Genomic DNA, 13,039 nt, shown 5'->3' on the forward strand with positions numbered 1-13,039 from the left:
GACCAACGCACAGGGGACACGCCAGATGACCGCCACCACCATGCCGGCCGCCGCGCCCGCCACCGCCGGATCGGCGCCTTCGTCGCCGCCCGCGCCGAAAATGGGCCGGCTGCGCACCGCGGACGGGCTCGAACTGGCGTCGTACCGCTGGCCGGCCGGCAGCGACACCGCGCCGCCGCGCGCGACGATCGCGCTCGTGCACGGCCTCGCCGAGCACGCGGGCCGTTATGCCGCGCTCGCAGGCAGGCTGAACACGGCCGGCATCGACGTGCTCGCGATCGATCTGCGCGGGCACGGCCAGTCGCCCGGCAAGCGAGCCTGGGTCGAGCGTTTCGACGGTTACCTGGACGATGCGGATGCGCTGGTCGCCGAAGCCGCGCGTGGCAATACGCCGCTGTTCCTGATGGGACACAGCATGGGCGGCGCGGTCGCCGCACTGTACGCGATCGAACGCGCGCCGGCCCGCGGCCATGCGCTGACGGGCCTCGTGCTGTCGAGCCCGGCGCTCGCACCGGGGCGCGACGTGCCGCGCTGGATGCTCGCGGTGAGCCGCGTCATCAGCCGCGCGTGGCCGACCTTTCCCGCGATCAGGATCGATGCGGCACTGCTGTCGCGCGACCCGGCCATCGTCGCGGCCAATCGCGCCGATCCGCTCGTGCATCACGGCGCGGTGCCCGCGCGCACCGGCGCGGAGATTCTCGACGCGATGGCGCGCATCGAACGCGGCCGCGACGCGTTGCGCGTCCCGGTGCTCGTCTATCACGGCACCGAGGACAAGCTGACGGAACCCGACGGCAGCCGCGCGTTCGGCGCGCACGTCGGCTCGCCCGATCGCACGCTGACGCTATACGAAGGCGGCTTCCACGAAACGATGAACGATCTCGAACGCGACCGCGTGATCGACACGCTGATCGCGTGGATTCACGCGCGCGTGCCGGCGCGCTGAGCGCGCACCCCCGCCGGCGGCGGCCGGCCGGTCAGATGCCGGCCAGCACGCGCAGGTGCGCGACGACGCTGCGCCCGAGCGCGGACAGGTTGTAGCCGCCCTCGAGACAGCTCACGATGCGGCCCTGCGCATGACGACGCGCCACGTCGACGATCTGCGCGGTCAGCCACTCGAAATCGGCCTCGACGAGACCGAGGTTGCCGATGTCGTCCTCGCGATGCGCGTCGAAACCCGCCGACACGAACAGCATCTGCGGCTTGAACGCGTCGAGACGCGGCAGCCAGAACATGTCCACGGCTTCGCGGATCGCCATCCCGTTGCTGCGCGCGGGCATCGGCAGGTTGACCATGTTCGGCGCCTGGTGATCGGTGCCCGAGAACGGATACAGCGGATGCTGGAAGAAACTGCACATCAGCACGCGCTCGTCGTTTGCAAACGCAGCCTCGGTGCCGTTACCGTGGTGCACGTCGAAATCGATGATCGCGACACGCTCGATGCCGTGTACGTCGAGCGCATGCCGCGCGGCGATCGCGACGTTGTTGAAGAAGCAGAAACCCATCGCGCGCGCGGGCTCCGCATGGTGGCCGGGCGGGCGGACACTGCAGAACGCATTCGCGTAGCGGCCTTCGATCACCGCGTCGGTCGCCGCGATCGCGGCACCGGCCGCGCGCAGCGCCGCGCGCCACGTGTCGCGGTTCATCAGCGTATCGGGATCGATCTCGACGTAGCCGTCGACCGGCGTCATGCCCCGGATGTAGTCGATGTGCGCCTGCGTGTGCACACGACCCAGCGCCACCTCGCTCGCGAACGGCGCGGTTTCGTGCACGATCAGGTCGTCGATGCGGCTCGCAATCAGCTGATCCTGGATCGCCGACAATCGGGCCGGGCATTCCGGATGCCATTCCCCCATCTCGTGCAGCATGCAGTCGGGGTGCGTATAGAAAGCGGTTGCCATAAGCTGTCATCCGCAGCGCGCGGTGCGCCGCAGGTCTCCATCAATGATGTCCATCGTCTGCCGCGAATTCGCCGCTAACTTACCACAACGGGCCCCCGCTTCGCCCCGGCACGCCTGATGCGTCGGGTATACTGCGCCGAACCCAATCGCCCCGTCCGCCCGCTTCGACATGAATTCCAGCAAGCCTGCCGCCCTTCTCTCCGCGCTGCTCCATATTCGCGCTCCGCTCGTCGTCGTCGCCGTCGCCGCAGCCCTCGGCGCCGCGCCTGCCGGCGCGCAGACGCAGCCTGCGAAGCCTGCCGGTACGCGCGTCGCACAGGCCCAGCCCCAGCAGCCGGCGCCGCAAGGCCAGACCTTCGAAGAGGAAATCGTTCCGCAGCGTTACGCGAACAACGCGAAGGTCGACGCGTTCATCGACGAGATGGTGAGCCGCAACGGCTTCGACTCCGCGAGCCTGCATACGCTGTTCTCGCGCATCAGCTATTCGGCGACGGCGGTCAAACTCGTGAAGCCCGCCGCGTCGCCGACGGTCAAGAACTGGCGCGTCTATCGCTCGCGCTTCATCGAGCCGATCCGCATCAATGCGGGCGTGAAGTTCTGGAAGGCCAACCAGGCGACGCTGCAGCACGCATCCGAGGAATTCGGCGTGCCGCCCGAGGTGATCGTCGGCATCATCGGCGTCGAGACGATCTATGGCCGCTACATGGGCAATTTCCGCGTGCTCGACGCACTGACGACGCTCACGTTCGACTATCCGGACACGCCGAATCGCGACAGCCGCCAGGCAACGTTCCGCAAGAACCTCGAGGATTTCCTGGTCTGGACCCGCGACAACCAGCTCGACCCGAGCACCGTGCTCGGCTCGTATACGGGCGCGATCGGGATTCCGCAGTTCCTGCCGAGCAGCATCCGCGAATATGCGGTCGACTTCGACGGCACGGGCCACGTCGATCTGCGCAGCAGTCCTGTCGACGCGATCGGCAGCGTCGCGAACTACCTGAAGCAGCACGGCTGGGAAACCGACCGCCCGGTGGTCTGGCAGATCACGCCCGATACCGGCAGCCTGGGCATCGCGCAGGCCGCCGCCGACGGCCAGCCCGAACCGCACTGGGCGCTGTCGCAACTGATGCGCGCGGGCATGACGCTGAACGAACCGGCGGTCAACATCACCACCGAAGCCGGCACGCCGGTGACCGTGGTCGACCTGCCGTCGCCGGGGCGCGCGACCGAATACATGCTCGGGCTCAAGAATTTCTACGTGCTGACGCGCTACAACCGCAGCTTCTTCTACGCACTTACCGTGTACCAGCTCGGCGAGGCCGTGAAGGCGCAGATGGAAGCGAGCGGCGCGCTGAAGCCGGCCAACGCAGACGAGCAAGCGCAGTAGGCAACGCACCCGCCCAAACAAAAAACGCCGCAACTGCGGCGTTTTTTTATCGCGTGCGGGCCGGGCTCATGCCGGAAACACGCCCGTGGACAGATAGCGGTCGCCGCGATCGCAAACGATGAACACGATCGTCGCGTTCTCAACCTGACGCGCGATGCGCATCGCGACTTCGCACGCGCCGCCCGACGAAATGCCCGCGAAGATGCCTTCGACAGCCGCCAGCCGGCGCGCCATCGTTTCCGAGGCAGCCTGACTCACGTTCTCGACACGGTCGACGCGGCTGCGATCGAAGATCGTCGGCAGATAGGCTTCCGGCCACTTGCGGATGCCCGGAATGCGCGAACCTTCTTCCGGCTGTGCACCGACGATCTCGATCGCGGAATTCTGTTCCTTCAGATAGCGCGACACGCCCATGATCGTGCCGGTCGTGCCCATCGCCGACACGAAGTGCGTCACGCGCCCGTCGGTGTCGCGCCAGATCTCCGGGCCCGTCGCTTCGTAGTGCGCAACGGGATTATCGGGATTTGCAAACTGGTCGAGGATCACGCCCTTGCCTTCGCGCTGCATCTGGTCAGCGAGATCGCGCGCCAGTTCCATTCCGCCCTTCACCGGCGTGAGGACGATCTCGGCGCCATAGGCCGCCATGCTCTGGCGGCGCTCGACCGACAGGTCCTCCGGCATGATCAGCACCATCTTGTAGCCGCGGATCGCCGCAGCCATCGCGAGCGCGATGCCCGTGTTGCCGCTCGTCGCCTCGATCAGCGTATCGCCCGGCTTGATGCGCCCGCGCGCCTCGGCCTTGCCGATCATCGACAGCGCCGGGCGATCCTTCACGGAACCGGCCGGATTGTTGCCTTCGAGCTTCGCGAGCACCACGTTGTTGCGCGCGCGAATCTCGTCGTCCGGCAAGCGGACCAGTTGCACGAGCGGCGTATTGCCGATCGTGTCTTCGATAGTTTTGTAAGCCATGGGTATACCGTGAGTACGAGGCCGATCAATCGGTCGATTGTAAACCAGCACCGCCGCTCGCGCCGGCAACCCCTTTGCGACGATGGAATACGCATGCCGCGCGATTCGCGATCGCCGCGCACGCGGTGCGCACGCAAAAAACCCGCGGCATGCCGCGGGAAGCCGTCGCAATGACGGCGACTGAAGGAGCTCTTTGTCGGTCGCGCGCGACGCGTTACTTCTGCGCGGTGCGGGCGGGCGCAGCGGCGGGCTTTGCCGCTGCCGCCTTGCCCGCGACCGGCGCGGCTGCAGTGCCCGAGCCGGCCGCGCCTGCGCCGGCCGCACCTACCGTCAGCCCTTCCTGCTGAAGTCGTTCGACGGTATGGCCGCCCATGCCTTTCACGCGTGACGCGAGATCTTCCGCACTCCTGAACGGACCGCGCGCGCCGCGTTCGTCCAGAATCGCCTTCGCCCGGGCCGGACCGATGCCCTTGATGCCGACGAGCGCATCCTCGTTCGCGGTGTTGACGTCGACGGCCGCCCAGGCCGACGCGACTGCGCCGAGCATGACCGCTGCGGCAAACCATTTTCTGATCATGTGCTGGATCTCCGTTGAAAACGGCCGGCGGCTGCCGACCGTGAGACCCAGTCTATCGATACAACGCTTCCGCTTAAACCTGGCCGGACAGCCAACGAACGTAGCGGTCGACGCCTTCCTGCACGGTCAGGAACGGTGCGTCGTAGCCGGCCGCGCGCAGTTTCGTCTGGTCGGCCTGCGTGAAGCACTGGTACTTGCCGCGCAACGCATCGGGGAACGGCACGTATTCGATCAGCCCCTGCTCGACCTGCTGCGCGAGCGTCAGCGGCGGCAGGTTGTCGAGCGCACGCAGCGTATTCACGACCGTCGACGCGATGTCGTTGAACGGCTGCGCACGGCCCGTGCCGAGATTGAAGATGCCCGACTTCTCCGGATGATCGAAGAAAAACAGGTTCACCTTCGCGACGTCCTCGACCGACACGAAGTCACGCGTCTGCTCGCCCGGTGCATAGCCGTTGTACTCGCCGAACAGCTTCACCTTGCCTTCCGCGCGGAACTGGTTGAAGTTGTGGAACGCAACCGACGCCATGCGCCCCTTGTGCGTCTCGCGCGCGCCGTATACGTTGAAATAGCGGAAGCCGGCGATCTGGCTCTTCGCGGTCGGCAGCACGCGACGGATCACCTGGTCGAACAGGAACTTCGAATAGCCGTACACGTTCAGCGGCGCCTCGACCTCGCGCTCCTCGACGAAACGCGTCGAGCCGCCGTAGATCGCGGCCGACGACGCGTACAGGAACTGCGCGCCCTGTGCGAGGCAGGCGTCGAGCACCGCGCGGCTGTAGCGGAAGTTGTTGTCCATCATGTAGCGGCCGTCGGTTTCCATCGTGTCCGAACAGGCACCTTCGTGGAACACCGCGCGCACCTTGCCGAAATCGCCGCGCGCGAAGCGTTCGACGAATTCCGTCTTGTCGAGATAGTCGTCGATCTCGCAATCGACGAGATTCCGGAACTTGTCCGCGCGCGTCAGGTTGTCGACCGCGATGATGCGCGTCTCGCCGCGCTCGTTGAGCGCCTTGACGATATTCGCGCCGATAAAACCGGCTGCGCCGGTGACGATGAGGGTCATGATCGTCCTGCCTGAAAAGTGCGAGCCACTCGTGCGACGCGCTCGTCGCGCCGCCGAATGCGCTCAGTGAAACAGTTCGTCGTAGTCCACCGTGGCCGTGCCGAGCTTGCCGACCACGATGCCTGCCGCGCGATTCGCGAGCACGACCGCGTCGACGAGCGGCACGCCTGCGCCGAGCATCGTCGCGACCGTCGCGATCACGGTATCGCCCGCGCCCGACACGTCGAACACTTCGCGCGCGAGCGCCGGTGCGTGCAGTTCGCCGGTGGCGGAAAAGAGCGTCATGCCCTCTTCCGAACGCGTGAGCAGCAGTGCGTCGATGCCAAGCTCGGCGCGCAGATTCGCGACACGCGCGCGCAGGTCGTCTTCCGATTTCCATTGCCCGATCACTTCGCGCAGTTCCGCGCGATTCGGCGTGATCAGCGATGCGCCGCGATAGCGCTCCCAGTCGTCGCCCTTCGGGTCGACGAGGACGGCCTTGCCTGCCGCACGCGCTTTCTCGATCATCGTCGTGACGTGCGTCAGGCCGCCTTTCGCGTAATCGGACATCAGCACGACGTCGTGCTGCGGCAGCAGCGCGTCGAAGCGCGCGAGCCCCGCGAGCAGCACCTCGTGCGTCGGCATCGCCTCGAAATCGACGCGCAGCAGTTGCTGCTGGCGTGCGAGCACGCGCAGCTTGATCGTGGTCGGCAATGCCGGGTCGCGCTCGAGATGCGGCGTCACGCCGCTGCTGCCGAGCAGCTCGACGATCCGCTCGCCGGGTTCGTCGCAACCGACGACGCACAGCAACCCGGCCTGGCCGCCGAGCGTCACGGCATTGCGCGCGACGTTGGCCGCACCGCCGAGCCGCTCTTCCTGACGCTGCACGTGCACGACCGGCACGGGCGCTTCCGGCGAAATTCGATCGACGTTGCCGAACCAGTAACGGTCGAGCATCACGTCGCCGACGACAAGCACACGCGAGCGCGCGAGCTGCGCGCGCGGCACCGGAACGATTTCGCGAAGAGTATTCATCGTGTGATCAGCCACGGGAGAACGACTGGGGATCGACATACGGCCGGCCAATCGCGTAGTAGTCGATGCCCAGTTCGGCCATCGCGTCCGGCTCGTACAGGTTACGCCCGTCGAAGATCACCGGCGCCTTCAGTTCAGCCTTCAGGCGCGTGAAATCGGGGCTCCGGAATTCCTTCCATTCGGTCACGATCACGAGCGCATCCGCACCGGTCACGGCGACGTCCTGCGTATCGACGAGCTGCAGCCGCGCGAGCGCGTCCGCATCGTCGCCGAAATCCAGCGCGAACACGCGCCGCGCCTCGTCGACCGCGACCGGATCGTACGCGCGCACGATCGCGCCGCGCTCGAGCAGCGCGGCGATCAGGCGGCGGCTCGGCGCCTCGCGCATGTCGTCGGTGTTCGGCTTGAACGCAAGCCCCCAGACCGCGAACTCGCGGCCGGTCAGGTCGGCGCCGAAGCGCTGCTCGATCTTGCCGATCAGCACGTCCTTCTGCGCATGGTTGGCTGCCTCGACGGCTTCCAGGATGCGCAGCGGCTGGCCGTTCTCGCCCGCGGTGCGAATCAGCGCCTGGACGTCTTTCGGGAAGCACGAGCCGCCGTAGCCGACGCCGGCGTACAGGAAGTGGTAGCCGATGCGCGGATCGGAGCCGATCCCGCGGCGCACGGCCTCGATGTCGGCACCGACCTTGTCGGCGAGATTCGACATCTCGTTCATGAACGAGATACGCGTCGCGAGCATCGCATTCGCCGCATATTTCGCGAATTCGGCCGAACGCACGTCCATGTAGATCGTCCGCTCGTGGTTGCGGTTGAACGGCGCGTAAAGCTTCTTCATCTTCTCGCGCGCGATCGTGCCGGTCTCGTCGCCGTCGACACCGATGATGATCCGGTCAGGGCGCATGAAGTCCTCGACCGCGGCGCCTTCCTTCAGGAATTCCGGGTTCGACACGACCGAGAAGCGATGCGCGACGCTGCCCGCGAGCCCGCGCGCGGCAAGCGCCTCGTCGACCACGCCGCGCACGCGCTGCGCGGTGCCGACCGGCACCGTCGACTTGTCGACGATCACCTTGAAGCCTGTCATGTAGCGGCCGATGTTGCGCGCGGCCTCGAGCACGTATTGCAGGTCGGCCGAGCCGTCCTCGTCGGGCGGCGTACCGACCGCAATGAACTGAATCTCGCCGTGCGCGACGCTCGCCTCGATGTCGGTCGAGAAGCGCAGGCGCCCCGCCGTGCGGTTGCGCGCGATGATGTCCAGCAGCCCCGGTTCGTGAATCGGCATCCCGCCGTTATTCAGGATGTCGATCTTGCGCGAATCGACGTCGAGACAGAAGACGTCGTGACCGATCTCCGCGAGGCATGCACCCGTGACGAGGCCGACATAGCCGGTGCCGATGATGGTGATTTTCATAGATGTTCCGGTACTTCCCGGTAATTGACTAACTTGGCCGCCGGGACGAACCCGGCGACAACCGCTGCGCGTTGGCTCCGCGTGCCGGGATCAGCTCGACATCGCAGGTTCGACGCGGCGCGGCGCATAGGTTTCCCAGCCGCTGCATCCGGGGCACTGCCAGTAGAAGAGCCGCGCCCGGAAACCGCAATTCTGGCACGTATACCGTGGCAGATTTTTCGTGCGCTGCTTGATCAGCGCACGCATCATTTCAAGTTCCTTACGACGCGGTTCGTCGGCCGCCGCGATCTGCGCATCGAGCAGGTGCAGCATCCCCGACAGGTTCGGCGACTTCTCCATCTGCGCGCGCGCGAGCGTGTGCGCCGCATCCTGGCCGCGCAACCCCGCGATATGCTGATAGGCGATGTCGAGCAGGTCGTTCGACGGATAGCGGTCGACATACCCCATCAGCAGCTCCGCGCCGTCGACGTTCTTGCCGAGCGCGACATAGGCCTTCATCAGCTTGTCGGCGACGAGCGGCAGATACGCCGGGTTCTGCGCTTCGACGCGCTTCCAGTGCTCGATCGCGGCCGCGTGATTGCCCTCCGCCTCCGCGGCATCGCCGGACAGGATCGTCGCGCGAACGTTCTGCGGGTTCACGGTCAACGCGAGCCGCAGTTGTTCCGCGGCCGCAGCCGCGTTCTTGCGCTGCAGCGCGTCCTGCGCGAGTTCGCAGTGAAACTGCGCGATTTCGGTGCCGAGCGGTTTGTCGCTCATCGACTCGATGCGCTTCGCGGTATCGATCGACTTGTTCCAGTCCTTCTCGATCTCGTAGATCGTCAGCAGCGCCCGCTGTGCGCCGAGCGCGTAATCGCCGTCGGCGAGCTTGTGGAACGCCTCCTCGGCGCGGTCGAGCAGGCCTGCTTTCAGGAAATCCTGGCCGAGCTCGTACAGCGCGTGGTCGCGCTCGTTGACCGGCAGGTCCGTGCGACTCAGCAGGTTCTGGTGCACGCGGATCGCGCGGTCAGTTTCGCCGCGACGGCGGAACAGGTTGCCGAGCGCGAAGTGCAGCTCGACCGTCTCGGGGTCGAGCTTGGCGACCTCGATGAATGCGTCGATCGCCTTGTCGGGTTGTTCGTTCAACAGAAAATTCAGGCCGCGAAAATACGATCGCGGCAGGTTGGCACTCTCCGACAGGAGATTCTTCAGGTCATAGCGTGACGCCGCCCAACCGAGCGCGAACGCGACCGGAATCGCGAGCAACCACCAGAAATCCAGATCCATGCGAAATATCGAAGCAGAGACGAAAACCGCGCGATTATCGCGCGGCGTCCGTGTTAAATGACGGGCGGCATCGGCGGCTGGTCGATGACGGCAGGCGTTTCGCGCGCCGCGCGCAGATCGCGCTTCAGGCGCCCGTTCTCGAGACGCAAACGGAAGATCGAAGGCAGCGCGGACAGCAGGCCGGCCACCAGCCCCACGGCGAAGAACGCGAGGCCGATCAGGATCAGCGGCGCTTGCCATGCATAGCCGGCAACAAAATTCAGCGTCGCGGTTTGCGTATTGGCCAGCGCGAGCACCAGCAGCAGTACGAACACCAATACCCGGATCAGCCAGACGATAAACTTCATGAAGCCCTCTCTTTGTTGAGGTTTGCCGCGGCGCGCGACTCCCCTTCGCCCACCGAATCGACCCGTATTGTAAAGGAAGCGTTTCAGCGGCTGCGCACATCCTGCTCGCCCCATTGCGCAGCGGTTGCCGGAAACGAAAAAAGCGCCCGCTAGGGGCGCTTTTTTCTTCAGCCTTTGCCGGACAGGTTCCGGGCAAACCGAACGACGCTCAACGCTCGTCGTCCGGATCGTCAGCCTTCAGTGGCTCACCGGCGCGGCCGTCGACGCGTTCACGCAATTCCTTGCCAGGCTTGAAGTGCGGCACGAACTTCTCGGGCACCTGCACTTTCTCCCCCGACTTCGGGTTGCGTCCGACACGCGCCGGGCGACGGTTGAGGCCGAAGCTGCCGAAACCCCGAATTTCGATGCGATGCCCTTTCGCCAGGGCTTCAGACATCGCATCGAGCATCGTTTTCACCGCGAAATCCGCATCCTTGAGGACAAGTTGCGGAAATCGCGATGCCAGCTGCGCGACCAACTCGGATTTGGTCATACTTCAGCAGACCTCGTGAGGCTTACTGGTTCTGGCCGTCGAGCTTCGCCTTCAGCAGCGCGCCGAGGTTGGTCGTACCGGTCGCAGCAGCGCTGGAGTCCGATTGCAGGCCGCGGATCGCTTCCTGTTGTTCGGCCGAATCCTTCGCCTTGATCGACAGGTTGATGCCGCGCGACTTGCGATCGATGTTGATCACCATCGCGTTGACCTTGTCGCCTTCCTTCAGCACGTTGCGTGCGTCTTCGACGCGATCCTGCGAGATTTCCGACGCGCGCAGGTAGCCTTCGATGTCGCCCGTCAGCGTGATGACCGCACCCTTCGCATCGACCGTCTTCACGACGCCGTCGACGATCGAGCCCTTGTCGTTCATTGCAACGTAGTTGCTGAACGGGTCGCCTTCGAGTTGCTTGATGCCGAGCGAAATACGCTCCTTCTCGACGTCGATACCGAGCACGATTGCTTCGACTTCGTCGCCCTTCTTGTACTTGCGAACGGCTTCTTCGCCAGCTTCGCTCCACGACAGGTCCGACAGGTGGACCAGGCCGTCGATGCCGCCCGGCAGACCGATGAACACGCCGAAGTCGGTGATCGACTTGATCGCGCCCGTGATCTTGTCGCCCTTCTTGAAGTTGCGGCTGAAGTCATCCCACGGATTCGGCTTGCACTGCTTCATGCCGAGGCTGATACGACGGCGGTCTTCGTCGATCTCGAGGACCATGACTTCGACTTCGTCGCCGAGCTGGACAACCTTCGACGGAGCAACGTTCTTGTTGGTCCAGTCCATTTCCGACACGTGGACGAGGCCTTCGATGCCCGATTCCACTTCGACGAATGCGCCGTAGTCGGTGATGTTCGTGACCTTGCCGAACAGGCGCGTGCCCGACGGGTAACGGCGCGAGATGCCTTCCCACGGATCGTCGCCCAGTTGCTTGATGCCCAGCGAGACGCGGTTCTTCTCTTGGTCGAACTTGAGGATCTTCGCGGTGACTTCCTGGCCAACCGACAGGACTTCGCTCGGGTGACGCACACGACGCCATGCGATGTCGGTGATGTGCAGCAGGCCGTCGATGCCGCCGAGGTCGACGAACGCGCCGTAGTCGGTGATGTTCTTGACCACGCCGTTGACGATCGCGCCTTCCTTCAGCGTCTCGAGCAGCTTCGCGCGCTCTTCGCCTTGGGTCGCTTCGATCACTGCACGACGCGACAGCACGACGTTGTTACGCTTGCGATCGAGCTTGATCACGCGGAACTCGAGCGTCTTGCCTTCGTACGGGGTCGTGTCCTTGACCGGACGCGTGTCGACCAGCGAACCCGGCAGGAACGCGCGGATGCCGTTGACCATCACGGTCATGCCGCCCTTCACCTTGCCGGTGATCGTGCCGGTGACGAGTTCGTTGTTGTCGAGGGCCTTTTCCAGCGACAGCCACGATGCAAGGCGCTTCGCCTTGTCGCGCGACAGGATCGTGTCGCCGTAGCCGTTTTCGAGTGCGTCGATCGCGACGGACACGAAATCGCCCGACTGCACCTCAACCTCGCCCTGATCGTTCAGGAATTCCTCGATCGGAATGTAAGCCTCGGACTTCAGGCCTGCATTGACGACCACGAAGTTGTGGTCGACGCGCACGACTTCGGCGGAAATCACTTCGCCGGCGCGCATGTCTTGGCGGGTCAGCGACTCTTCGAACAGAGCCGCAAAGGATTCGGTATTCGGGGTGGAGGTTTGCAGGTCGGACATAAAAATCTGATTGTGCATGGATCGCTGTGCCACGCCGGCCGGAATGGCAGGCTGAAAGGGCCAGATCGAATTCCACACGGGGTTAAGGGTTCGAAACACGCTCCGCGCTTGCGACGCGGAGCACCTACCGCTGCCCGCCTTCTCAGGCGGGCTGGCCGAGCGCCCGGTACCACTGCAGCACCTGGTCGACGGCTTCATCGACCGAAAGTGCCGACGTATCGAGCAGCTCGGCATCTGCCGCGGGCTTCAGCGGTGCGGCCGCGCGATTGCTGTCGCGCGCGTCACGTTCACGAAGATCCCGGAGCAAGTCATTTATATTAGCAGAAAAACCTTTTTGCATCAATTGCTTATACCGCCTGGCCGCACGCGCCTCGGCGCTGGCAGTCAGGAACACCTTCAGCACGGCGTCCGGGAAGATCACCGTCCCCATGTCGCGGCCGTCGGCAACGAGGCCCGGCGTCTTGCGGAACGCGCGCTGGCGCGCGACCAGCGCGGTGCGCACGGGCCCGTGCACGGCAATGGCCGACGCGCGATTGCCGACCGCTTCGGCGCGGATATCGTTCGACACGTCGACGCCGTCGAGTTGCGCGCAGCCTTCGCGAAACGTGATGTGGAGATCGTCGATCAGTTTCACCAGTGCGTCGATGTCCTCCGCCGCGATGCCGTAGCGCACGCTTGCGAGCGCCGCGAGACGGTACAGCGCGCCGCTGTCGAGCAGGTGGAAGCCAAGGTGCGCGGCAACGAGCGCCGCGACGGTGCCCTTGCCGGAGGCAGTCGGGCCGTCGATCGTGATGACGGGAGTCGGGTGAAAGGGTCGGGTCGATTTCATCGGAACAGTCG

At 65.3% G+C, this 13,039-nt stretch carries 13 protein-coding genes; 2 read left to right on the forward strand and 11 right to left on the reverse strand.

All coding sequences use genetic code 11. The features are described from left to right. Window positions 1–25: 25 nt before the first annotated feature. On the forward strand, window positions 26–946 hold the full coding sequence (locus GD429_RS01905) for an alpha/beta hydrolase (RefSeq protein ID WP_152855412.1): 921 nt from the start codon (window positions 26–28) through the stop codon (window positions 944–946). Window positions 947–977: 31 nt separating this feature from the next. On the opposite strand, the gene GD429_RS01910 is transcribed toward GD429_RS01905, so the two are convergent. Continuing rightward, window positions 978–1,901 carry a histone deacetylase family protein gene (locus GD429_RS01910; RefSeq protein ID WP_152855413.1) on the reverse strand — a complete coding sequence of 308 codons (924 nt, stop codon included), beginning with the start codon at window positions 1,899–1,901 and terminating at the stop codon, window positions 978–980. A 169-nt stretch (window positions 1,902–2,070) separates the two neighbouring features. Here GD429_RS01910 and mltB point away from each other — a divergent pair, with 169 nt between their 5' ends. Then, window positions 2,071–3,288 (forward strand): lytic murein transglycosylase B, encoded by a 1,218-nt coding sequence (mltB, locus tag GD429_RS01915; protein WP_152855414.1) that lies wholly within the window; start codon window positions 2,071–2,073, stop codon window positions 3,286–3,288. 66 nt (window positions 3,289–3,354) lie between these two features. On the opposite strand, the gene cysM is transcribed toward mltB, so the two are convergent. From cysM to cmk, 10 genes are all read right to left on the reverse strand, one after another. After that, window positions 3,355–4,257 carry a cysteine synthase CysM gene (gene cysM / locus GD429_RS01920; protein WP_152855415.1) on the reverse strand — a complete coding sequence of 301 codons (903 nt, stop codon included), beginning with the start codon at window positions 4,255–4,257 and terminating at the stop codon, window positions 3,355–3,357. 214 nt (window positions 4,258–4,471) lie between these two features. Beyond that, window positions 4,472–4,834 carry a ComEA family DNA-binding protein gene (locus GD429_RS01925; protein ID WP_152855416.1) on the reverse strand — a complete coding sequence of 121 codons (363 nt, stop codon included), beginning with the start codon at window positions 4,832–4,834 and terminating at the stop codon, window positions 4,472–4,474. Between the two features lie 73 nt (window positions 4,835–4,907). Beyond that, window positions 4,908–5,900 (reverse strand): ADP-glyceromanno-heptose 6-epimerase, encoded by a 993-nt coding sequence (gene rfaD / locus GD429_RS01930; RefSeq protein ID WP_152855417.1) that lies wholly within the window; start codon window positions 5,898–5,900, stop codon window positions 4,908–4,910. Window positions 5,901–5,963: 63 nt separating this feature from the next. Continuing rightward, a complete protein-coding gene (gene rfaE1, locus GD429_RS01935; RefSeq protein ID WP_152855418.1) occupies window positions 5,964–6,914 on the reverse strand; it encodes a D-glycero-beta-D-manno-heptose-7-phosphate kinase in 951 nt (316 codons plus the stop codon). Between the two features lie 7 nt (window positions 6,915–6,921). Further along, window positions 6,922–8,322, reverse strand: a complete 1,401-nt coding sequence (locus GD429_RS01940; protein WP_152855419.1) for a UDP-glucose dehydrogenase family protein — start codon at window positions 8,320–8,322, stop codon at window positions 6,922–6,924. Between the two features lie 90 nt (window positions 8,323–8,412). Beyond that, window positions 8,413–9,585, reverse strand: coding sequence for a lipopolysaccharide assembly protein LapB (gene lapB, locus GD429_RS01945; protein ID WP_034183039.1), 1,173 nt, complete (start codon window positions 9,583–9,585; stop codon window positions 8,413–8,415). A gap of 53 nt (window positions 9,586–9,638) precedes the next feature. Beyond that, window positions 9,639–9,932, reverse strand: a complete 294-nt coding sequence (locus GD429_RS01950; protein ID WP_077218847.1) for a lipopolysaccharide assembly LapA domain-containing protein — start codon at window positions 9,930–9,932, stop codon at window positions 9,639–9,641. Window positions 9,933–10,140: 208 nt separating this feature from the next. Continuing rightward, a complete protein-coding gene (locus tag GD429_RS01955) occupies window positions 10,141–10,464 on the reverse strand; it encodes an integration host factor subunit beta (RefSeq protein ID WP_072436057.1) in 324 nt (107 codons plus the stop codon). Between the two features lie 22 nt (window positions 10,465–10,486). Beyond that, a complete protein-coding gene (rpsA, locus tag GD429_RS01960; RefSeq protein ID WP_034183438.1) occupies window positions 10,487–12,199 on the reverse strand; it encodes a 30S ribosomal protein S1 in 1,713 nt (570 codons plus the stop codon). Window positions 12,200–12,341: 142 nt separating this feature from the next. After that, window positions 12,342–13,028 carry a (d)CMP kinase gene (gene cmk / locus GD429_RS01965; protein WP_152855420.1) on the reverse strand — a complete coding sequence of 229 codons (687 nt, stop codon included), beginning with the start codon at window positions 13,026–13,028 and terminating at the stop codon, window positions 12,342–12,344. Window positions 13,029–13,039: the final 11 nt, after the last annotated feature.

The sequence above is a fragment of the Burkholderia sp. BE17 genome, assembly GCF_009362305.1.
GTDB classification, from domain to species: domain Bacteria; phylum Pseudomonadota; class Gammaproteobacteria; order Burkholderiales; family Burkholderiaceae; genus Burkholderia; species Burkholderia pyrrocinia_C.

Bases quoted from the DNA above. Each gene is read 5' to 3' on its own strand.
- GD429_RS01905 (WP_152855412.1), top strand. From the start codon at position 26: ATGACCGCCACCACCATGCCGGCCGCCGCGCCCGCCACCGCCGGATCG.
- GD429_RS01910 (WP_152855413.1), bottom strand. From the start codon at position 1,901: ATGGCAACCGCTTTCTATACGCACCCCGACTGCATGCTGCACGAGATG.
- mltB (WP_152855414.1), top strand. From the start codon at position 2,071: ATGAATTCCAGCAAGCCTGCCGCCCTTCTCTCCGCGCTGCTCCATATT.
- cysM (WP_152855415.1), bottom strand. From the start codon at position 4,257: ATGGCTTACAAAACTATCGAAGACACGATCGGCAATACGCCGCTCGTG.
- GD429_RS01925 (WP_152855416.1), bottom strand. From the start codon at position 4,834: ATGATCAGAAAATGGTTTGCCGCAGCGGTCATGCTCGGCGCAGTCGCG.
- rfaD (WP_152855417.1), bottom strand. From the start codon at position 5,900: ATGACCCTCATCGTCACCGGCGCAGCCGGTTTTATCGGCGCGAATATC.
- rfaE1 (WP_152855418.1), bottom strand. From the start codon at position 6,914: ATGAATACTCTTCGCGAAATCGTTCCGGTGCCGCGCGCGCAGCTCGCG.
- GD429_RS01940 (WP_152855419.1), bottom strand. From the start codon at position 8,322: ATGAAAATCACCATCATCGGCACCGGCTATGTCGGCCTCGTCACGGGT.
- lapB (WP_034183039.1), bottom strand. From the start codon at position 9,585: ATGGATCTGGATTTCTGGTGGTTGCTCGCGATTCCGGTCGCGTTCGCG.
- GD429_RS01950 (WP_077218847.1), bottom strand. From the start codon at position 9,932: ATGAAGTTTATCGTCTGGCTGATCCGGGTATTGGTGTTCGTACTGCTG.
- GD429_RS01955 (WP_072436057.1), bottom strand. From the start codon at position 10,464: ATGACCAAATCCGAGTTGGTCGCGCAGCTGGCATCGCGATTTCCGCAA.
- rpsA (WP_034183438.1), bottom strand. From the start codon at position 12,199: ATGTCCGACCTGCAAACCTCCACCCCGAATACCGAATCCTTTGCGGCT.
- cmk (WP_152855420.1), bottom strand. From the start codon at position 13,028: ATGAAATCGACCCGACCCTTTCACCCGACTCCCGTCATCACGATCGAC.